The organism is Moraxella nasicaprae (assembly GCF_025643275.1).
GTDB lineage: Bacteria > Pseudomonadota > Gammaproteobacteria > Pseudomonadales > Moraxellaceae > Moraxella > Moraxella nasicaprae.
This window is the reverse complement of record NZ_CP089977.1, coordinates 1,363,240-1,384,170: the sequence shown is the minus strand read 5'-3', so window position 1 is coordinate 1,384,170 and position 20,931 is coordinate 1,363,240. Positions and strand designations below refer to the sequence as shown.

Genomic DNA, 20,931 nt, shown 5'->3' with positions numbered 1-20,931 from the left:
CCCTGCACACATCACAGGGTTTTGTTCATATCAAAAAACTTATAGTTTGGCGGTCAATTCAGGCAATACCGTGAATAAGTCGCCTTCCAAGAAATAATCCGCCACTTGTGCAATCGGTGCTTCTGGGTCGTTATTGATGGCAACAATGGTCTTAGAGTCTTTCATACCAGCCAGATGCTGGATAGCACCTGAGATGCCCACCGCAATGTACAGATTTGGTGCAACGATTTTGCCCGTCTGACCCACTTGCATGTCATTTGGTACAAATCCAGCATCAACCGCTGCACGACTTGCACCCACCGCAGCCCCCAATTTATCCGCCAATGGCTCGATGTACTGAGCAAAGTTTTCGCCACTTGCCAAGGCACGACCGCCTGACACCACAATGCTTGCTGAGGTCAGTTCTGGACGATCAGAAACTGCCAACTCTTCTTTAACAAAACTTGAACGACCAGCATCAAAAACAGCAGACACTGCCTCAATCGCCGCACTACCATCAGTAGCAGCCGCCTCAAAAGCGGTGGTACGCACACTCACCACAACCACGCTTTCGCCATTCTTGACGGTGGCGGTGGCATTGCCTGCATAGATTGGACGCTCAAAAGTGGTAGCATCAATCACGGCTGTAATATCAGACACCATATTCACATCAAGCAATGCCGCCACTCGTGGCAAAAAGTTTTTACCTGTGGTCGTGGCAGGAGCGATGATATGACTATAAGATGCCGATAGCTCCTGAACCAACAATGATACATTTTCTGCCAACTGATTAGCATAAACAGCCTGATCTGCCACCAATACTTTACTGACGCCAGCGATTTTGCTTGCTTGCTCTGCCACTGCTTGACAGCCTTGGCCTGCCACCAGTAGATGAATATCGCCACCCATTTTGGTAGCAGCGGTCACCGCTGATAAGGTTGCTGATTTTAGTTCGTTATTATCGTGTTCTGCATAGACTAAAATTGCCATAATTTTTTATCCTTTTTTGGTCATTATTTGGGTTAAATCACACGAGCTTCATTTTTTAGCTTATCAATCAATTCATCAACCGATGCCACTTTCACGCCTGCTGAGCGTTCTTTTGGTGCAGTCACTTTTAAAGTTTGCAATTTTGAAGCCATTTGTACGCCATAGTCTGCTGGTGTTTTTTCTTCCAATGGTTTTTTCTTGGCAGCCATGATGTTTGGCAATTTTGGAAATCTTGGTTCGTTCAGACGCAAATCAGTGGTGATGACCGCAGGCAATGGCAAGGCAACTGTCTGCAAACCACCATCAATCTCACGAGTCACCTGAACTTGACTACCATCAACCACAACCTCTGAGGCAAAAGTGCCTTGACCCACACCCATCAACGCTGCCAACATCTGACCAGTTTGGTTGTTATCATCATCAATCGCCTGCTTGCCCAGCAAAACGATTTGAGCATTTTCTTGCTCTGCCACACCTTTTAGGATTTTGGCGACTTGTAGCGGATAGGTCTTATCGTCTGTTTGCACCAAAATACCACGGTCAGCACCCAATGCCAATGCCGAGCGAATCTGCTCTGATGCCTGTGCTGCACCGATACTGACAGCGATGATTTCACTTGCCACGCCTTTTTCTTTTAGGCGCACCGCTTCTTCGATGGCAATCTCACAAAATGGGTTGATGGACATCTTGGCATTGGCAAGCTCTACGCCTGTCTCATCAGCCTTGACACGCACTTTGACATTGTGATCCACCACTCTTTTTAGTGCAACTAAAATTTTCATAAAATCCTCTGCTAATTGTTGTATGAATTGGGATAAAACGACCACGATACAATACAACATTTTTCCTGCTTTTGTAAACCTTTTCATCATGATTTTTCGAGCAAATTGTATCAATATGACTCATCAGTCACTTTTGTCTTGGCAAAGCTGGCGTGTATTTGGGAAATTTGGTTTTATCATCAGGATAAATTTTTGTTAAAATAAGATTTTTACTATCCAGTTCGTCCATGAAATCATTTCACGCACTCTCAGACACCAAGCAAGGCTATATCTACACATTCATCACGATGCTGATTTGGGGTGGATTTAGTCTGTTTGCCAGATTGACCGCCTACTGGAATATTGCCGTTTGGGATATTTTGGCACTGCGATTTATGACCGCTTTTTTGGTCATCATACCTCTGCTGTACATCAAAAAAGATTATCGATTTTTATTTGATTATCGCATACCCTTATTGGCGATGGTCGGTAGTGTTGGTTACTGCTTTTTTGTGTATAGTGGATTTTTTTATGCACCTGTGGCACATGGTGTGGTATTTTTAAATGGCACTTTTCCTCTATTTACCGCCATCATCGCCTATGTCCTGCTTGGGCAACGCCTTGACCGCTCGACCATGCTTAGCTTTGCCATCATTATTTGCACGTTGACCTTGATGGGGTTGATGATGGTCAATGACCCTGCTGGATTTGGGTTTGGCGATGTGATGTTTTTGTGTAGTGCTGTTTTTTGGGGGCTGTTTTCGGTGATGCTACGACTGTGGAAATTCACCCCTTGGCAAATTGTCAGTGGCATTGCGACATATTCTGCCATCATTTATTTGCCGATTTATGGGCTGTTTTTCACGCCACAGTTACACCTTGCTAAGCCTGCCCAATTATTCACACAGGCAATTTTTCATGGTATCTTTGTGGTCATCATTGCCACACTTACCTACGCCAAAGCGGTTGAAAAAATCGGACTGTTCAAGGCAGGTAGCATTGCCACACTTGCACCATTTGTGGCGGCAGTGGTGGCTGTACCGCTACTGAACGAGACATTAAGCCCAATGATGTTGTGCGGATTGATTGGCATGGGTATTGGTGCATTGCAGCCGTGGCGATGGCTGAGCAAATCGCCCATCGGTTAATCGAAAAAAGAAAAACCCCTGTTCAAAAACAGGGGTTTTTTAATATGGTGGCGAGAGGCAGGATCGAACTGCCGACACACGGATTTTCAATCCGTTGCTCTACCGACTGAGCTATCACGCCAAGCATTGTCTATCAACAATGGCGACTATTAAATCAAATTCACCGCCAAAAGTCAAGCAAAAAATCACAAATTCTTGCCAAGCATTCATCCAACTTGGCAAGAATGGTATGAACGATTATTTTTTGGCATCGAACATCAAGCGTGCAGCCTCTAAAATATAGGCTTCGCTCTCTGGCAATTTTGGTCGTTCATTTTCTTTCATCGCACCACGCTCCTCAGCGATGGCATCTTGGCTGGCTTGATAAATCGACCAAGTCAAATAAGGGGCTTCGCCTGTGGCTTGACGGCGAGCATTTTCAGCCGCCAAGGTTTTTTCTTCGATGAGTTTTATCTTGGCACGGCGTTTATCCAAATTGATGTCCACAGGTTTTTTGTCATCATCAATCGCACGAATCTCGTTGAGCTTACTTAGATAGATGAACTGCGGGTCTTGTGCTTGACGAGCCAAAGATTGCTCTGACAGCGTGTTTAGCAAAGCCTGAGAATACTTGCCCTCAGCGACAAAATTGGTCGATTTGATGGTATCCCAAGGCAATGGATTCTTATATTCTCGTTCGCCAAATTCCATGCCCTCATAGATATTAACCAGCTCAATATCAGGTACAACACCCTTGTTTTGGGTGCTACCACCATTGACACGATAAAACTTGCGTTGTGTGATGGTCATTGAACCTAGTGCCACATCGTCTCGCTGTGATTGTGCTGAGCCTTTACCTGTGGTGGTACTACCAACAATCAAGCCCAAACCATAATCTTGAATGGCGGCGGCAAAAATCTCACTGGCAGAAGCTGAACCTAAATTAATCAGCACCGACAAATCGCCTTGATAAAGTTGTTTACCACCATCTTTATCGGTATAAATCTGCACATTGCCACGATTGTCTCGAATCTGCACCAACGGCCCTTCTTTGATGAACAATCCAAGCATTTTGGCAACTTCATCAAGCGAGCCACCAGGATTGTTACGCAAATCGACCACCAAGCCATCAATGCCCTGTGCATTTAACGCCTTAATCGCTTTTTCGGTATCGGCACTCACGCTGCGATACTCGCTGACATCAAGCCCTTCACGGCGAGCCTTAAAATCCAAATAAAAACTTGGAATCTCAATCACACCCACTTTTTTGATACCACCTTCATAAGGCAGTTCAACCACACGGTGCTGCACACCTGATTCATCTTGTTTAATGACATCACGCACCAAAGTGACGGTGCGAGCCTGAGAATCTGGGGCATTTGGCTGTTTTACCTTGATGGTCACGCTGGTGCCACGCTTACCACGAATCAATGCCACGATTTCACGAGTGGTGAAGCCAATGGTGTCCACCATCTCTTCGCCCTCTTGGGCAACACCCAAAATCAAGTCATTGGCACGAATCTGCCCAGAAGTTGCCGCAGGCCCGCCATCAACAATGCTGATGATGCGAATGTAATCAGGATTTTTGCGGTCAGGGCGAATCGACACGCCAATACCTTCAAGCTGTAAGCTACTTTGGATTTGCATGTCCTGAGCTTGCACAGGAGCATAATAATTACTGTGTGGGTCATAGGTAGAAGTCGCCGCATCTAAAATATGCTCCATGATTTCGTCATTTTTTAGGCGAGCAAGCTGTTCTTGTTGGCGGTTGAGACGATTGGTCAAAATCTGCACAGGCGTACGACTTTCTGCCTTGACCAAATCCTGTCCACGAGACAATTCTGGATTATCCAGATATGCTTTATCTTTTTCTTTGTCATCTTCTTGGCTTAGCGTGATGCCAATCAGGGCATAGGCGGTTTGATTTTGCCAATATGCCAATTGCTCTTGCTTGCTGGTGAAACGCTGAGCATCTTCACGGTCTAGCACAATGCTTTGATTGGTGTTCAAATTGACATCTGTCGCCAAAAATGCTTTGGCAGCATCATAATATTCATTGGAACGAGTGCGATAGCGTTCAAAAATCTCAATGCCTGCGGTCAAGTCGCCTCGTTTTAGGCGTTCGGCATAGCTTTGGGCGTATTTTTGGGTAAATTCATCAATGTCCGACTGTAAAAATAGCGTGCGATTTGGGTCGAGCTTATCAAAATACATCGCCAAAATCTTCGCCCCCATTTCTTCGTTCAACGCCTGTTTGGTATAATGTGAACGGTCAAGTAAAATGGCAACTTGACGAGCGGTAACTCGCTGCTCTGGCGTTGGCTCAAATGCCGCTCTATCTGCGGCACTGGCAATACTAGAAAAACTGCTGGCAAACACCGCCCCAGCAACCGCCACCGACAATCCTGATAATAAATATTGTTTTGACATAATCATTCCTGTAATGTGTTATTGGCAAATGAAAATCAATTCACCTAATCATAAGTGTTTTGCTATCTTATCACAAATTTACCAAAAGTTTTTTGCTTGTGTGAATTGTTTTTGTAGAAAGTCTGACTTTTTTGTTACAAACAAAGTGGATTTATCCAAAATCGAGCAAGAATTGACCAATTTTGGGTAAAAATTCCCCCACATTTGCCCAAAATTTCCCTTATAATATGCCAAACTTTTCAAATACTTAGGAAAATATTATGGCTGATGGCATTATTATGGCTGATGTGGCTGGCAAAACACTTGATGACGATGATAAGGCTTTGCTTGCTTGTCGTGAAGTGGGTGGCATGATTTTATTTGCTCGCAATGTCGAAAGCCCAGCACAGGTGCGAGCCCTGACCGACAGTATGCGAGCAGTCAATCCTAATTTACTGATTGCTGCCGACCAAGAAGGTGGTCGTGTGGCTCGCTTTCGTGAGGGTTTTTCGCCACTACCTGCCATGGGCAAACTTGGCGAACTTTATGACAACGACCCCAAACAGGCTTGCCAGCTTGCCTATGATTGTGGCTATCTGATGGCAAGCGAAGTCTTGGCGGTGGGCGTGGACATCAGTTTTGCTCCTGTGCTAGACATCAACGGTGTCAGTCTGGTGATTGGCGATAGAGCCTTTCATCACGACCCCCAAGTCATCATCACACTATCGTCACACTTCATGGACGGCATGAAAGACGCTGGCATGGCGACCACAGGCAAGCACTTTCCAGGACACGGCTCTATCGCTCCTGACTCTCATGTGGCAGATGCGGTGGACGAGCGTTCTTTTGATGAGATTTGGGAATTTGACACCAAAACTTTTATCCAAACGCTAGATAAACTTGATGCCTTAATGCCTGCCCATGTTATTTTTAAACAAATTGATGACAAACCCGCTGGCTTCTCATCGATTTGGCTACAAGACATCGTGCGTGGTCGATTGGGCTATGATGGCGTGCTGTTTTCTGATGATTTGAACATGAAAGCTGCTCATATCGCAGGTGGTGTGGACGCACGAGTCAAGGCAGCGATTGAGGCAGGCTGCGACATGGCTTTGGTCTGCAATGATAGAGCAGGTGCGTTAATCGCCATCGAAGCCGCCAAACAAATCGATACGCCAAGCCATCAACGCTTTGGGCGAATGAAAGGTAAAATCCCTGCTTGGCAAGGTTCCCTAGAAAGCACCTGCCAACAATTTGCTTATTGGCAAACCGCCAAAACCAATGTTCAAAACGCTTTTTTTGCCCAAACAGTCAGTCAAGATGAAAAAGACCCCACCAATTATCAACTTGGCTAAACCGCACACCCTTTGCCGACCAACAAGTTGGCAAAGGGCAGGTTTTTCAATCATGCCCTAACATTATATCAAACCCAGCATTCATCACGCCCATCAATCAAAACAACCATTTGATGATACCAAAATGATGACCATCTATTCTATTTAGCCACCTCTTTTTAGCAATATCTTTGGGTGCGATTATTGCTTTTGAAACGCAAAAAGAAATCGGTTTTAACTGACAAAAGCAAGGCTGGAACAAGACTTGTTTCCTAATTATCCTGCCTTGCAATAATCCACCAATCAAGAAAAATAGGCAGGACACAGACACTCAAACCAACCTGCAATACCCAAAAGATACTTTTTTACAAAATACCACCAACCAAGCAAGCAATGATGTTGATTTATCTGCTGATGTCATTGCACCACCAGTGAATGAGTCATAAAAAAATTTGGTCAAAAGCTGGGCAAGAAAAATGATAATTTGCTTGACTAACAGACATAATTTACCTACAATCCGTGCGTATTTCATTATCAAAGGAAGAAGCAACAATGACAGTTCAATTCATCGAAGTATATTCGGACATCGGTGCAGGCAAGCACGGCACAACGCACGGCGTGGCAATGCTATCTGAGTATTGTGAAAAAATTCGCCCAGACAGTAAAGTGCATAAAATTCAGGCACAATATCAGCCAATCACCCCGCAGCACCCCAGTGCCAAATATTTAGAATATCTGGTGCCTTTTTTTCAAAACAACCTACTGCCAAATGTGACAACCGCCCTTGATGATTGCCAGCAACAAGGTGATTTTCCAATCATCATCAGCGGCGACCATTCTAACGCCATGGGTAATTTGGCAGCATTTCGCAATCATCATCAAGACGCCAAAGTGGGTGTGGTGTGGATTGATGCACACGCTGATTTGCACTCGATTTTTACCACGCCATCGGGCAATATGCACGGCATGCCTTTGGCAGCAAGTTTGGGTTTGGACAATCTAGACTGCCAAGTTGCGACACCTAATGATGAGGCGGTTGCTGGCTGGAATAGCCTAAAACAGCTTGCCAAAACAGACAACTTTACCACACAAAATCTGTATTTTTTGGGATTGCGTAGCCATGAGCCACCCGAAGAACATCTGCTACACACGCATGATATTTTTGCATACAATGCCAAAGGCGAAAAGTTCCAAGATGCACATGAAAAATTATCATTGACACAGATTTTGGAAAATCTGACCAAAGAACTGGCTTGTTTGGACGCTGTGTATGTCAGTTTTGATGTGGATTCACTGGACAGCAGCCTAATCCCAGCCACAGGCACACCTGAGCCAAATGGTTATAGTGCCGATGAAATGCAACAAATTTTTGGTGCATTATTATCTTTGCCAAATGTCAAACTCTTTGAAATTACTGAGTTTAACCCAACGCTTGATGATGACACCGATAAGCATCAAACCATCTTTGCCCTGCTTGGCGAAGCGGTCAAACTGATTGAGCAACGCTAACACCCAGCTCCCCTGATTGCCAAATTAGGGGAGTTTTTGATATTTTTTATTCAACGCCCGCAAAATCGCCAAAGTCTCTATATCCAGCACACCAGTGGGATTTTGGGGGCGAAAATGCAGCTGAAACGCATAAATCACATCTTGGCTGGCTCTATCCCATTCCTCTGTATGATTCATCGCATAGCCATAGTGGCGAAACTCCTGTTTAATCTTGGCAATGTCGTCCAAATCCTGCGGATATTCGTCCAGTTGTCGCATGAAATCCTGCTTATCTTGTTCATCATACCACGCCCCCACGCCATAGGTTTGATATAAAAATTGCCAAGGAAATTTTGCCCCTGGGTCAATTTTGCGAGAAGGCGAAATGTCTGAATGTGCCAAAATATTTTGCGGTGCGATGGCGTATTTTTTACTAAGCTGTTGTAACAGTCTGCCCACTTTGTCAATTTGTCCAGCTTGATACGCCACAAAATGCAACTGCGGTCGATAGCCACGATAAGACAGATACTCTGGCAATATGCCTGCATTAACAATTTCAATCCCCAAAGAAATGCCGTTTAAGGCAGTTTTGCCGTGAAATTGACTATTGCCTGCGTGCCATGCTTTTTTGTCATCATCAACCAACTGATAAATGACAGGATTATGGTCTGACGGAATCAGATAATGGCTGCTGACTTGACCTTTGGTCAGTACCGCCAAAGAATTGGCATCATTTTCGGCAGTATAATGCACGATGATGTATTCAATTCGCAAAGACTGCCCAAGCGAACGATGGCTTTGATTAATCAGTAGTTGATTGGAGCTGCACGCCATCAGCAAGCTCATCATCGCCATACATGCCATCACAAAAATCTGTCTCATGTCATCACACCCAAAATCATTGATGAAGCTATTATACAAAAAATCCTCGTATTTGCATCACGCCCAACACCCTATTTGTCATACTTTTGGCTCTTGATAAGCCTCTCTAATGCCACAAATTCCATCTACTTTATAAGGAATTATGTTTTGTGTTATAATATTTCCTTTTTTGTAGGACTTGTATGCTAAAAACCTTTTTTAAATACACCGCTTTGTTTTTTGCTGTCGTTTTTCTTGTTCTGTTTGTCTTTTATCTCTACCTCATCTCCCAATCCACCAAACAAGGCGACATCACTTGGCAGTCGTGCTATCGCCCCGCTTACTGGTCGTGGTTTATCCTACCACCACCCACCAGTTTACAATGTGCCACTTTGTCTGTGCCTGTGGATTATGCCAAGCCTGACGGCAAGCACTTTACCATTCCCTTGACACGCCTGCCAGCCACAGGCGATGACATTGTTGGCGATTTGTTACTCCTTAGTGGTGGGCCGGGCGGTCATAGTCTTGATATGAGTACGATGATGGGGTCTGATGAATACAGCCAAGCCATCAAAGAGCGTTTTCATATCCTAGGCTATGCCCCACGAGGGGTTAAGCCCTCCACTCCTGCCATTGACTGCGGTGGGGTAGAAGAAGAGGGCAATGCCAAAGCCTATATGGACGCTTGCATACAGCATACAGGGGCGGATATTTTGCCCTTTGTCAGCTCAAAAGAAGTGGTGATGGATTTGGACAGTATCCGTCAAGCATTACAAAACGACACTTGGTCAATGGTGGGCTACTCTTATGGCACAAAACTGGTTGCCAAATATGCCGAGCATTATCCTGCCCACCTACGAGCAGGCGTGGCGGACGGAGTGGTGGATACAGCAGAGGATTTACCGACCATTTTAACCAACCAATACAAACACGCCCAAATCGCCTTTGAACGCTTTATGGACTGGTGTAAGAATTGTGCTTTTGACCGCCAAAAAGACCCCAATACCGCTTTTTTGGCGGTGCTGACAGAGATTGAAAATAAAGGGCTAAAAGACCGTGATGATGAAATCATTGACAAAAAAGCCTTACTGTCTGTTTTTAATGACAATCTGAATAACGAGGAACATTGGGGGCTTATGGCGGTGATGTTTGAGGATTTGCTTGCGGGGGAGACAGAAGTTTATAGTGAACAAAAATTCTTTGTCAAGTTCAATGAGATAGAATTTAGTAATGATGCTTTGGCATTGGTAAACTGTGCCGACTCCGCCCCAATGATGAGTCGGGATGACTACATCAAGCACGCCAAGTACATTGATGCACAGGCACGCTATGATGACATTAAGGAGCGAGCCGATGAGGATTATTTGGACAGTTGTTATTATTGGGGACATCAGGCAACCGATGATTTGACTGAAAACTTGGTTAATGAAAACACACCCAATCTATTGTTTGTCTCTTATGAATTTGACCTTGCCACCCCCTATGCCAATGCCCAGACGATGGCGACTAAGTTTGATGATCCCCTGATTGTGCTATCAGGTCAGCAGGGGCATACGGCAAGTTTGTTTGGCACAAACGCCTGTGTGGACGACTATGTCAGTCGCTATTTGCTTGACCCCAAGAGCGATTTTGGCGATAAACTCTTGTTTTGTGCCAAGCCCTAGACCAAAACCCCAAACCTGAATTTGGGGTTTTTTACAATCAATTGCTTGCCTTGCTGATTGTCTTAGGCATGAATTTGTGGTTGGCTAAGTTATAGGGAAGCTAATGAAACTGGCAAAATTTTTATTTGAGTTTGGCATATTTTTGACATCAAGTACCGATGACCGCCCAATATCTTTACTAAACGCAAAATTTAATTTATCATACGACATCATCATTAAAAAGGATGCCTAATGAAACCTTTAAAATCTTTGGTTCTGACCGCCATTTTGTCAAGTATCTTAGCCCTGACAGGTTGCACGCACGCTCTGATTACAGATATAGCACAGGACATCAAAAATCCGCCCACAAAAGACATCAAAAATCTGCCCACAAAAACTGTCAAAGAACAAGACAGCTTGGCAGGTTTTGTGATTCATCAAGACGGTCAGCTTGTGATGCTTGGTCAAAGATATGCCTATGTCTTTGATGATAACGACAGTACACAGCGACTTAAAAAAATGCTCACCAATCCCAACTTTTTAAAACTCAAATATCATTGGGAGATTGCAGGTGGCAATGGTATAGGCGATGAAACACGCCATAAAATCTCTTATTATCGTGATGGCACTTTTAATTTTTCGGCAATGTTTTGGTATCAATATGATAATGCCCAAGAGTTTGCTGAATTTCAAAAAGCAGGGTTTGCCCTACATCACAATTACAGCCATACAGATAATGGTGCAGGCAGACAGCATTATGAATTTTTTGCCAACTTCTCAGGCAAGGTTTATCAGCATAACGCTTCTACCAAAGCCTTATTACAAACCGCCAAACCACTTAGCAAGCCCTATCAATTTGGCATTGACCGTCAAGTAGCCGATAAAACAAAAATGCTTGGAGGTTCTTTGTTACTGCCTTTGGCACTGCCATTTGCCCTTGTGGGCGATATTTTGTTTTTGCCCATCTCATTGCCTATTACTTTAAATGGCGGTGTGAGTAACATGCGCATCAATTAACATCACCACTTCATTTGGGCAAACCCCAAAGCCAACATTTGGGATTATTACAATCCATTAAATGGCTTTGGGGTAAGTTCGTGGCTTGCCAAATTATAAGGGCAACTGATGAAACTGGCAAAATTTTTATGCTCATTTTGGGGTGTGTGTTTATTTATCACTCTTGATGTTTTGTTATTTTGGGGATTGTCTTATGATACGATTGAATGGTATTTTGGCGATTCTCATCTGCCTGATTGGGTAGTACAAAAGGGTATTGCTGTTATCACAGAGACTTTTATCGCCATGCTTATCGGTTTTATTGTGCTGTATTTGCTTTATTTTAGTTTGCTGTCTTATCAGATTGACCACCAAAAAGCAAAGTCATCGTCTGTGATTATTATGACGGTTGTTTTTATGGTGGTAAAGGTGGCGATGTTATGTACGCTGGCATTTTTTAGTTATTTTGTAAGGTATTTATAATAAAAACCCCAAACCTAAATTTGGGGTTTTGTTTTTATTAAGTTAATCAATCGCCCTGATAGCCTTTAAGTTTTAATCTTGCCTTATGCAGTAGTGGCTCGGTATAACCGCTTGGCTCGGTCGCTCCCTTAAAGATAAGGTCGGCGGCGGCATTAAAGGCGATATTGCTCTCAAAATCCGCCGACATTGGACGATAGGCAGGGTCGGACGCATTTTGTTCGTCCACGACTTTTGCCATGCGTTTTAGGGTGTCCCAAACTTGGCTCTCTGACACAACGCCGTGAGCCAGCCAGTTGGCGATGTGCTGACTTGAAATCCGCAAAGTTGCACGGTCTTCCATTAGCCCCACATTGTTAATATCAGGCACTTTTGAACAGCCCACACCCAAATCTACCCACCGCACGACATAGCCCAAGATGCCTTGACAATTATTGTCTAGCTCTTTTTGTTTTTCCTCGTCCGTCCAGTTAGTGTCGGTCGCCAAAGGCAATGTCAAAAGCTCATCAAGGCTTGGATAACCTTCGGTCAAAAGCTTACTTTGGCGGTCTTTGACGCTCACCTGATGGTAATGAATGGCGTGAATGGTCGCCCCATTTGGGCTAGGTACCCACGCACAGCTTGCCCCTGCGGTGGGGTGCTCAATCTTGGTGCGGTACATTTCCGCTAGCTCATCAGGCTTGGGCCACATACCTTTGCCGATTTGGGCTTTACCCAAAAGACCAGTTGCCAGACCAATGCCGACATTGCGTTTTTCATAGGCGTTAAACCAAGTCTGCCCCTTAATCTCGCCTTTTCGTACAAACGCCCCTGCCTGCATTGCGGTGTGAATCTCGTCCCCCGTTCTGTCCATAAAGCCTGTATTGATGAAGATGGTGCGGTCTTTTGCCTTTTGGATACAGTTTTTTAAATTTGCCGAAGTGCGTTTTTCTTCGTCCATAATGCCCATTTTGACCGATTTGGCAGGCAGTCCGATGGCTTGTTCGGCTCTCTCAAATAGCTCTACGGCAAAGGCAACTTCATCAGAGCCGTGCATTTTGGGCTTGACGATGTACATTGAGCCTGTGCGAGAGTTTTTGAGTGTATTTTTGCCCATAATGTCAATGGCAGTCAGCATCGGCGTGATGAGTGCGTCCATAATGCCTTCAAAAATCTCTTCGCCACCCACCAAGATAGCAGGATTAGTCATCAAATGCCCCACATTTCTTAGGAGCATTACCGAGCGACCGTGCAGGGTCTGAGTGTTGCCGTTTAGGTCGGTGTAGGTGCGGTCGGCATTTAGCGTACGAGTGATGGTTTTGCCATTTTTTTCTAAGTTTTCAGACAAATCGCCTTTCATTAGCCCAAGCCAGTTGCGATAGCCTTCTACCTTTTCTTCGGCATCCACGGCAGCCACAGAGTCTTCTAGGTCTTGAATGGTGGTAACCGCCGCTTCCAAGATGACATCTTTAACGCCCGCCTTATCGTCTTTGCCAATCAAGTGCGTGCGGTCAATGGCGATGATGGTGTGTAAGCCATTGTTTTTTAGGATAATTTCTGTGGGGTTGTCCGCCGTACCGTTAAAGCCGATAAGCTGTCCACTGTCCTTTAAGCTTGCCACTTTATCGCCAATCTTGGCGGACAATTTGCCATTGTCAATCGTATAAGCGGTAACATCAGCGTGTGAGCCGTCTGTTAAAGGATAAGTTTCATCAAGGAAATTTTTGGCAAATTCAATGACTTTCGCCCCACGCACAGGGTTGTAACCCTTGCCTTTTTCTGCACCATTATCTTCTGGTATCACATCAAAGCCATACAAAGCGTCATACAGACTGCCCCAGCGAGCGTTGGTGGCATTTAGGGCGTAGCGAGCGTTACGCACAGGTACAACGAGCTGAGCCCCAGAGATGGTGGCAATCTCATCGTCCACATTGGCAGTCTCAATCTTAAAATCGGCAACCACAGGTTCAAGATAGCCGATGTCGGTCAAGAAATTTTTGTAAGCCGATAGCTCATAAGCGTTGTTTTTGTGCCAGTCATCAATCTTGGCTTGTAGCTCGTCTCGCTTGGCAAGTAGGGCTTTGTTTTTGGGCGTTAACTCCAAAACAACCTTTTCAAAATTCGCCCAATAACGGTCGCTGTCAATGTCCAGCACCGTTTTTGCCACAGGTAGGGCTTCATTTTCAATAAAGTCATAGAGAATTTTGTCAATGGCAAGAGAGCCTTTTTGGATACGAGTGGTTGGCATAATTTTTTCCTTAAAAAAATAATAATAAAAATTACTGTAAAATCAAGATTTTTCGTTCGCCCTGAGCTTGTCGAAGGGTGGAACGAAAACCGTTGTGGTTCGACAAGCTCACCACGAACGGTTTTCTGACTTTATGATATTTAAAACAAAAGGCATTCTGACAACCGCCAAAACGCCTTTTGTGCTATTGATTGAATTTATCAATCAACTTAACGAATTGGCATTAACCACCAAACTGGTTCATCGTGTTCTTGGTCGCATCACCAGCTTTTAGGGCATTTTCACCAGAGAAAATCTCTTTGTGGTCATCGCCGATGTCTGAGCCTGCCATTGCTTGGTGCTTGACGCAAGCGATACCGCCACGAATCTCTTTACGCTGTACGCCAGCGACATAAGCGAGCATACCTTCATCGCCAAAGTAGCCTTTGGCAAGCTCGTGCGTAGATAGGGCTGCGGTGTGGTAAGTTGGCAAGGTAATCAAGTGATGGAACACGCCTGCCTCACGAGCAGCGTCCGCTTGGAAAGTACGGATTTTTTCGTCCGCATCTTTTGACAGCTCGCTGTCGTCATACTTAGCATCCATTAGCTTATCACGCTCATAGCCTGAGACATCTTTACCTTCGGCAACCCAACGGTCATAGGCTTGCTGACGAAAGTTAATCGTCCAGTTAAATGATGGTGAGTTGTTGTACACCAGTTTGGCATTTGGCACTTGTTTTTTGATGTCATTGACAAAACTTGCAATGCCTGCCACATCTGGGGTTGGGGTCTCAATCCAAATCATATCGGCACCGTTTTGCAAGCTGGTTACGCAGTCAAGAACGACACGCTCGTGCTGAGTACCCTCACGGAACTGATACAGACCTGATGGCAAGCGAGTTGGGCGGTGCAGTTTGCCGTTACGCTTGATAAGGATTTCATCTTCTTTGGCTTCTGAGATGTCAATTTCAGTGGTTTCTAGGTAGCTGATGTATTTGCTTGCCAAATCACCCGGTTCACGGCTGACAGGGATTTTTTGGGTAAGGTCAGCACCCTCAGAGTCAGTACGAGCGACAATTACGCCCTCGTCCACACCAAGCTCCAAGAAGGCATAGCGTACAGCGTTAATCTTAGCTAGGAAGTCTTCGTGTGGTACGGTTACTTTACCTGCTTGGTGTCCGCACTGCTTGGCGTCCGAGACTTGGTTTTCAATTTGAATGGCACACGCACCTGCCTCAATCATTTGTTTGGTCAAAAGGTAGGTCGCCTCTTCGTTACCAAAACCTGCGTCAATGTCGGCGATGATTGGCACAACGTGGGTTTCAAAGTTGTCAATTTGGCTTTCAATTTCTTTTACCTTTGCCGTATCGCCCGCTTGCTCTGCTTTTTGTAAGGCACGAAATAGGTCATTTAGCTCTTTGGCATCGGCTTGGCGAAGAAAAGTGTAAATCTCTTCAATAAGCTTTGGCACGGCGGTTTTTTCGTGCATAGACTGGTCAGGTAGCGGACCAAACTCAGAGCGAAGGGCGGCGACCATCCAGCCTGATAGGTAGATGTAGCGTTTGTTTGTTGTGCCAAAGTATTTTTTGTTGGCAATCATTTTTTGCTGGGCGATAAAGCCGTGCCAACAGCCGAGTGATTGGGTGTATTTGGAGTTGTCGGCATCGTACTCTGCCATATCTTTTCGCATGATACTTGCAGTGTATTTGGCGATGTCAAGACCAGTTTTAAAGCGGTTTTGGACAATCATACGGGCGGCATCTTCTGGGCGGATAGCGTGCCAAGTGCCGCCAAGTTTGGCTTTGACGGAGCGAACGTGTTCTAGGGCTGATTGGTAAGTCATGATAAACTCCTTTAATTTCTGACATACAACTGGCGACAGGCGATGACCTGTATTGACAAAATCAGACAATGAACCAAAACCATCTGTTCATCTTTCATCTAATTCATGCCATAAGCATACCCAAAACCCAATCATTTATCCAATATCTCAGCCCAATGTTGGCTATTTTTTAAAAAAATACCATGAAGAACATCATTTAAATTCATGATTTATCAAGCAAAATCATCACCAACATGACACAAATCGTGATACAATAATCCGCATTGTCATTAAAAAATCATGTTGCCAATGCCAATACCACCACCTGCTCTGTCGTCTTACTTGACCTCCACAGGCTCACTGACCGCCTTGCTCGAAAAAAAAGCAGGTAAACCATTGACCGTGCAAGTTCTTTGTGAATGCATCAAACCCTTAACCATCAAGCAAAAACATCAGCTTGGTCTGCCGCCCAATCGTCCCCAATTAGCAAAAATACGCACCGTCCTGCTCTATGGCAACGACATCGCTTGGGTGCAAGCCACCAGCATTTTCCCCCTATCAAGCCTGACAGGAGAACTCAAACGACTTAGCCATCTTGGCAATACACCCATCGGCTATGTTTTATTCAAAAAATACCGCAAATTACCGCATCGCAGGCAGTATTACCAAACCAACGGCTGTCATGGCAGACGCACACTATACAACCATCAAGGCAGACCCCTGTTGATTGATGAATTATTTTTGGATAATTTTGCCAACATTTGCTCATCATAACTGGTTACACAAGGCTGTCTATCCGACCAAAAACCCAGTACAGATTATCATTTGCACCACACTACAATATCACACCAGCTTATTGCAAACCAAGCGATAAATCCAAGTCAAGTAGTTACTTAAAAATCACCACACCAACAAGAAAACGGTCATCTTTTTTGTTTAAAATACCAATCTAAATTCAGCCATCAAAGCATCATCGCCAAAGCCACCTACTTTTAAGACGGTAGCATAAGGTTATGGCAGAACCTACACCAGCCCTGACAAAATTATCCGCACTATTTTTTGTTTTGATGGTTTTCTTGGTCAAAAATATGCTAAACTAGCCAAACAACTTTTTTATGCAATTTAAATCATACTAAGGAAACTGCCATGTTTAAAGAACTTTCTTTGCACCAATATGACCCAGACTTAGCAGCTTTGATTGATGCTGAAACTCAGCGTCAAGAAGACCACATCGAGCTGATTGCCTCCGAAAACTATTGCTCGCCTGCGGTCATGGAAGCACAAGGCTCATCTTTGACCAACAAATACGCCGAAGGCTATCCTGCCAAACGCTACTATGGCGGCTGTGAATATGTGGACGGCATTGAGCAACTTGCCATCGACCGTGCCAAAGAATTGTTCGGTGCTGATTACGCCAATGTTCAGCCACACTCAGGCTCAAACGCTAACGCAGCAGTCTTTCTTGCTCTACTGGAAGCTGGCGATACCGTGCTTGGCATGAGCTTGGCTCATGGTGGACATTTGACACACGGAGCGACTGTTTCATTTTCTGGCAAGACTTACAATGCAGTACAATACGGCATTGACGAAAATGGTCTGATTGACTATGAAGAAGTGGCTCGCCTTGCTCGTGAACACAAGCCAAAGATGATTATTGCTGGTTTTAGTGCATATAGCCAAGTCGTTGATTGGCAAAAATTCCGTGAAATCGCTGATGAAGTTGGTGCGTATTTGATGGTTGATATGGCTCATGTGGCAGGTCTGGTGGCAGCAGGTCTATATCCTAGCCCTGTGCAAATCGCCGATGTGACCACTACCACAACGCACAAAACCTTGCGTGGCCCTCGTTCAGGTCTTATCTTGGCTCGTGCCAACGAAGAAATTGAGAAAAAGCTGAATTCAGCCGTTTTCCCTGGCTCACAAGGCGGTCCTTTGGTGCATGCTGTGGCTGCAAAAGCTGTTTGCTTTAAAGAAGCATTGAGCGAAGAATACAAAGCCTATCAAGCTCAGGTCATCAAAAACGCCCAAGCAATGGCAGAGGTCATCATCTCTCGTGGCTATGATGTGGTTTCTGGTGGCACGCAAAATCATCTCATGCTTGTCAGCCTCATCAAACAAGGTATCACAGGCAAAGAAGCGGACAAATGGCTGGGCGATGCTCACATCACCGTAAACAAAAACGCCGTGCCAAACGACCCAAAATCGCCATTTGTTACCTCTGGCATTCGCATCGGTACACCTGCCGTTACCACTCGTGGCTTTAAAGAAGACGATGTTCGTGAATTGGCTGGTTGGATTTGTGATGTGCTAGACGCAAAAGGCGATGAAGCTGTCTTGTCAGCAGTTCGCACCAAAGTGGCTGACATCTGCAAACGCCTACCTGTGTATGAACGCAACATCAAATCGTGATACACAAAAAACCGCCCAATTATTTGGGCGGTTTTTTTATCAATGCATCATAGCCATAACGCCAGCTCAAACCCTTCTTTAATAGCTCGTTTGGCATCAAGGCGTTCGGCAGATTTTGCACCACCGATGGCATGAAAATCCGCTTTTGGTGTACTGCCCAATTTTGGCATCAGGTCATTGACAGATTCTTGACCGATACATAGCACCACCGTATCCACTCGCAGCAGCTGCAAAACGCCATCAACCATCACCCAAAGTCCTTCATCAGTGATTTTTTCATACTGCACACCAGACATCTGTATCACGCCTGCTTGCTTGATGTGTGCTTTATGCACCCAACCTGTGGTTTTATTGAGCGTCTTACCCAACTTGCCTTTACTGCGTTGCAACAAATACACTTGGCGTGCAGGCTTGGGCGGATTGGGACTAACCAATCCGCCAGACTGTTCATAATGTGATGATTTTGCCACGCCCCATTGCTCAAAAAAATCGTCCACACTTGGCATGACTGGCTCATAATCTGGCTCATTGACCGCATCAGTCACCTGACTGCCATTCACCAAAAATTCTGCCACATCAAAGCCGATGCCACCAGCACCCAATACCGCCACTTTATCGCCTGCGATTTTTTTACCACTAAGCAGTTCATCATAACCAATGACTTGTGGCAAATCCCTACCAATAAAATCAGTCGGCAACATTCTTGGTGTAACACCTGTGGCGACAATGACATGGTCAGCTGATAACTGATTTAGCATCACCTCATCAACCTTAACGCCCAGATGAATCTGCACCTGATACAAATCAAGCTGATGGCGAAAATAACGAATGGTTTCAAAAAACTCTTCTTTACCTGCAATGACTTTGGCATAATTAAACTGACCGCCAATGTGTTGTCTGGCTTCATAGATACTGACTTGATGACCTCGCTTGGCAGCCGTCAAAGCAGCACTCAATCCAGCCACGCCTGCACCAATGACGATGATTTTTTTGGGTTTTTTGGCAGGTTTTAGGCGGTATTCGCTCTCATGACACGCCATCGGATTGACCAAACAAGACACCTTTTGACCAGCAAAAGTATGGTCAAGGCACGCCTGATTACAGCCAATACAAGTATTAATCAGCTCATCTTGATGATGATAGGCTTTATTTGCCCAGTTTTCATCTGCCAATAATGGTCTTGCCAGTTGTACAAGGTCAGCCTGCCCTGTTGCCAAAATATGCTCAGCAGTTTTTGGCATATTGATGCGATTAGCGGCAATCACAGGAATACCAACTGCCTGCTTGACCGCTTGGGTATAACGAGCAAAACTGGCTCTTGGCACGCTCGTCACGATGGTTGGAATCTTAGCCTCATGCCAACCAATGCCTGTATTCAGTAGCGTCACGCCTGCATTTTCAAGCGAGCAAGCAATCTTAATCACTTCCTGCATCGTCAAACCATCTTCAATCAGCTCAATCATCGGCAAACGAAAACTGATGATGAATCCCTCGCCCACTGCCTCACGGATTGCTTGCACGATTTGTAAGGCAAATTTTAAGCGATTATCCAAAGCTCCCCCATACTCATCATGGCGATGATTGGTGCGACTGGATAAAAACTGATTGATTAAATACCCTTCTGACCCCATGATTTCTACGCCATCATAGCCAGCTTTTTTGGCAAGCCAAGCGGTGTGGGCGAAATCTTGTATGGTTGCTTGAATATTTTTAATACTCATCTGGCGAGGTTTAAAGGGGGATATGGGCGACTTGATGGGGCTTGGAGCAACCACAAAAGGATGATACCCATAGCGACCTGAATGCAATATTTGGAGCAAAATCTTTGCCCCATGCTTTTGCACCGCACGAGTCACTCGCTTGTGATGAATGACATCGCCACTACGATTGAGTGTTCCTGCCAGCGGTGTCAGCCAGCCCTCTTTATTGGGAGAAATACCGCCTGTGATGATTAGACCAACACCACCTTTGGCACGAGCTTCAAAATATGTCGCAAGTTTGCCATAATGATAAAACCTATCTTCCAATCCCGTGTGCATCGACCCCATCACGATACGATTTTTTAGGGTGGTAAACCCCAAATCCAAAGGCTCAAATAATCTAGGATAAGCTGGTGATTTGGGTTCATCTGACTTAATTTTGCTTGGCAAAACTTTGGCAAGTTGTTTTTTAAAAAATGGTAATGGCATGATGGTCTTTTTTTTGATAATGTGGCGGGCTAAATGGCTGGCTTATTTAATGATTATTTTAACATAATTTTAATGACCCTTGATAAAATCTTCGCATAAAATATGACGATGATTTTTTAACATCAAATCACACCCAAATTTTGACACACAAATCATTTGCCAAAACCCAAAATTAAGAGTAAGCTAGTGATAGTCTTTATCTTGATGATATTAGAAAATCGCCCACCAACACTGTTG

15 protein-coding genes and 1 tRNA gene are annotated in these 20,931 nt (G+C 44.7%); 8 read left to right on the top strand and 8 right to left on the bottom strand.

The features are described from left to right. Positions 1 to 39: 39 nt before the first annotated feature. Both LU297_RS06455 and LU297_RS06450 read right to left on the bottom strand, forming a co-directional pair. On the bottom strand, positions 40 to 969 hold the full coding sequence (locus tag LU297_RS06455) for an electron transfer flavoprotein subunit alpha/FixB family protein (RefSeq protein WP_263075732.1): 930 nt from the start codon (positions 967 to 969) through the stop codon (positions 40 to 42). A 32-nt stretch (positions 970 to 1,001) separates the two neighbouring features. Continuing rightward, entirely contained in the window at positions 1,002 to 1,751 is a 750-nt protein-coding gene (locus tag LU297_RS06450; protein ID WP_263075731.1) for an electron transfer flavoprotein subunit beta/FixA family protein, read from the bottom strand. 227 nt (positions 1,752 to 1,978) lie between these two features. Here LU297_RS06450 and LU297_RS06445 point away from each other — a divergent pair, with 227 nt between their 5' ends. After that, positions 1,979 to 2,878 carry a DMT family transporter gene (locus LU297_RS06445; RefSeq protein WP_263075730.1) on the top strand — a complete coding sequence of 300 codons (900 nt, stop codon included), beginning with the start codon at positions 1,979 to 1,981 and terminating at the stop codon, positions 2,876 to 2,878. 45 nt (positions 2,879 to 2,923) lie between these two features. Here the strand turns inward: LU297_RS06445 and LU297_RS06440 are convergent. Further along, a tRNA-Phe gene (locus LU297_RS06440) sits at positions 2,924 to 2,999 on the bottom strand. 116 nt (positions 3,000 to 3,115) lie between these two features. After that, positions 3,116 to 5,287 carry a carboxy terminal-processing peptidase gene (locus tag LU297_RS06435; protein WP_263075729.1) on the bottom strand — a complete coding sequence of 724 codons (2,172 nt, stop codon included), beginning with the start codon at positions 5,285 to 5,287 and terminating at the stop codon, positions 3,116 to 3,118. A 260-nt stretch (positions 5,288 to 5,547) separates the two neighbouring features. Here LU297_RS06435 and nagZ point away from each other — a divergent pair, with 260 nt between their 5' ends. Both nagZ and LU297_RS06425 read left to right on the top strand, forming a co-directional pair. Then, a complete protein-coding gene (nagZ, locus tag LU297_RS06430) occupies positions 5,548 to 6,621 on the top strand; it encodes a beta-N-acetylhexosaminidase (protein WP_263075728.1) in 1,074 nt (357 codons plus the stop codon). 531 nt (positions 6,622 to 7,152) lie between these two features. Then, a complete protein-coding gene (locus LU297_RS06425) occupies positions 7,153 to 8,109 on the top strand; it encodes an arginase family protein (RefSeq protein ID WP_263075727.1) in 957 nt (318 codons plus the stop codon). 24 nt (positions 8,110 to 8,133) lie between these two features. Here LU297_RS06425 and LU297_RS06420 read toward each other — a convergent pair whose 3' ends face one another. After that, positions 8,134 to 8,970, bottom strand: coding sequence for an N-acetylmuramoyl-L-alanine amidase (locus LU297_RS06420; protein ID WP_263075726.1), 837 nt, complete (start codon positions 8,968 to 8,970; stop codon positions 8,134 to 8,136). A gap of 182 nt (positions 8,971 to 9,152) precedes the next feature. On the opposite strand from LU297_RS06420, the gene LU297_RS06415 reads away from it, so the two are divergent. The 3 genes from LU297_RS06415 to LU297_RS06405 all read left to right on the top strand — a co-directional run bounded on the left by LU297_RS06415 (position 9,153) and on the right by LU297_RS06405 (position 12,071). Further along, the gene (locus LU297_RS06415; RefSeq protein ID WP_263075725.1) at positions 9,153 to 10,613 is read left to right on the top strand and encodes an alpha/beta hydrolase; all 1,461 of its coding nucleotides are present in this window, start codon (positions 9,153 to 9,155) and stop codon (positions 10,611 to 10,613) included. A 231-nt stretch (positions 10,614 to 10,844) separates the two neighbouring features. Beyond that, positions 10,845 to 11,609 carry a hypothetical protein gene (locus LU297_RS06410; RefSeq protein WP_263075724.1) on the top strand — a complete coding sequence of 255 codons (765 nt, stop codon included), beginning with the start codon at positions 10,845 to 10,847 and terminating at the stop codon, positions 11,607 to 11,609. A 108-nt stretch (positions 11,610 to 11,717) separates the two neighbouring features. Further along, positions 11,718 to 12,071 carry a hypothetical protein gene (locus LU297_RS06405; protein WP_263075723.1) on the top strand — a complete coding sequence of 118 codons (354 nt, stop codon included), beginning with the start codon at positions 11,718 to 11,720 and terminating at the stop codon, positions 12,069 to 12,071. A 46-nt stretch (positions 12,072 to 12,117) separates the two neighbouring features. Here the strand turns inward: LU297_RS06405 and LU297_RS06400 are convergent, their stop codons facing one another. Both LU297_RS06400 and LU297_RS06395 read right to left on the bottom strand, forming a co-directional pair. Then, entirely contained in the window at positions 12,118 to 14,295 is a 2,178-nt protein-coding gene (locus LU297_RS06400; protein ID WP_263075722.1) for a malate synthase G, read from the bottom strand. Between the two features lie 223 nt (positions 14,296 to 14,518). Beyond that, positions 14,519 to 16,120: an isocitrate lyase gene (locus tag LU297_RS06395; protein ID WP_263077346.1), complete on the bottom strand. Its 1,602-nt coding sequence runs from the start codon at positions 16,118 to 16,120 to the stop codon at positions 14,519 to 14,521. 285 nt (positions 16,121 to 16,405) lie between these two features. On the opposite strand from LU297_RS06395, the gene LU297_RS06390 reads away from it, so the two are divergent. Together LU297_RS06390 and glyA are read left to right on the top strand one after the other, a co-directional pair. Then, the gene (locus tag LU297_RS06390) at positions 16,406 to 16,870 is read left to right on the top strand and encodes a chorismate--pyruvate lyase family protein (RefSeq protein ID WP_263075721.1); all 465 of its coding nucleotides are present in this window, start codon (positions 16,406 to 16,408) and stop codon (positions 16,868 to 16,870) included. Positions 16,871 to 17,242: 372 nt separating this feature from the next. Then, the gene (gene glyA, locus LU297_RS06385; RefSeq protein WP_263075720.1) at positions 17,243 to 18,505 is read left to right on the top strand and encodes a serine hydroxymethyltransferase; all 1,263 of its coding nucleotides are present in this window, start codon (positions 17,243 to 17,245) and stop codon (positions 18,503 to 18,505) included. A 47-nt stretch (positions 18,506 to 18,552) separates the two neighbouring features. Here the strand turns inward: glyA and LU297_RS06380 are convergent, their stop codons facing one another. Beyond that, positions 18,553 to 20,694 (bottom strand): FAD-dependent oxidoreductase, encoded by a 2,142-nt coding sequence (locus LU297_RS06380; protein ID WP_263075719.1) that lies wholly within the window; start codon positions 20,692 to 20,694, stop codon positions 18,553 to 18,555. Between the last annotated feature and the right edge of the window lie 237 nt (positions 20,695 to 20,931).

Coding starts and splice junctions, on each gene's coding strand:
- LU297_RS06390 (WP_263075721.1), top strand. CDS start 16,406: ATGCCAATACCACCACCTGCTCTGTCGTCTTACTTGACCTCCACAGGC.
- LU297_RS06455 (WP_263075732.1), bottom strand. CDS start 969: ATGGCAATTTTAGTCTATGCAGAACACGATAATAACGAACTAAAATCA.
- glyA (WP_263075720.1), top strand. CDS start 17,243: ATGTTTAAAGAACTTTCTTTGCACCAATATGACCCAGACTTAGCAGCT.
- nagZ (WP_263075728.1), top strand. CDS start 5,548: ATGGCTGATGGCATTATTATGGCTGATGTGGCTGGCAAAACACTTGAT.
- LU297_RS06415 (WP_263075725.1), top strand. CDS start 9,153: ATGCTAAAAACCTTTTTTAAATACACCGCTTTGTTTTTTGCTGTCGTT.
- LU297_RS06400 (WP_263075722.1), bottom strand. CDS start 14,295: ATGCCAACCACTCGTATCCAAAAAGGCTCTCTTGCCATTGACAAAATT.
- LU297_RS06425 (WP_263075727.1), top strand. CDS start 7,153: ATGACAGTTCAATTCATCGAAGTATATTCGGACATCGGTGCAGGCAAG.
- LU297_RS06450 (WP_263075731.1), bottom strand. CDS start 1,751: ATGAAAATTTTAGTTGCACTAAAAAGAGTGGTGGATCACAATGTCAAA.
- LU297_RS06435 (WP_263075729.1), bottom strand. CDS start 5,287: ATGTCAAAACAATATTTATTATCAGGATTGTCGGTGGCGGTTGCTGGG.
- LU297_RS06410 (WP_263075724.1), top strand. CDS start 10,845: ATGAAACCTTTAAAATCTTTGGTTCTGACCGCCATTTTGTCAAGTATC.
- LU297_RS06380 (WP_263075719.1), bottom strand. CDS start 20,694: ATGCCATTACCATTTTTTAAAAAACAACTTGCCAAAGTTTTGCCAAGC.
- LU297_RS06405 (WP_263075723.1), top strand. CDS start 11,718: ATGAAACTGGCAAAATTTTTATGCTCATTTTGGGGTGTGTGTTTATTT.
- LU297_RS06420 (WP_263075726.1), bottom strand. CDS start 8,970: ATGAGACAGATTTTTGTGATGGCATGTATGGCGATGATGAGCTTGCTG.
- LU297_RS06445 (WP_263075730.1), top strand. CDS start 1,979: ATGAAATCATTTCACGCACTCTCAGACACCAAGCAAGGCTATATCTAC.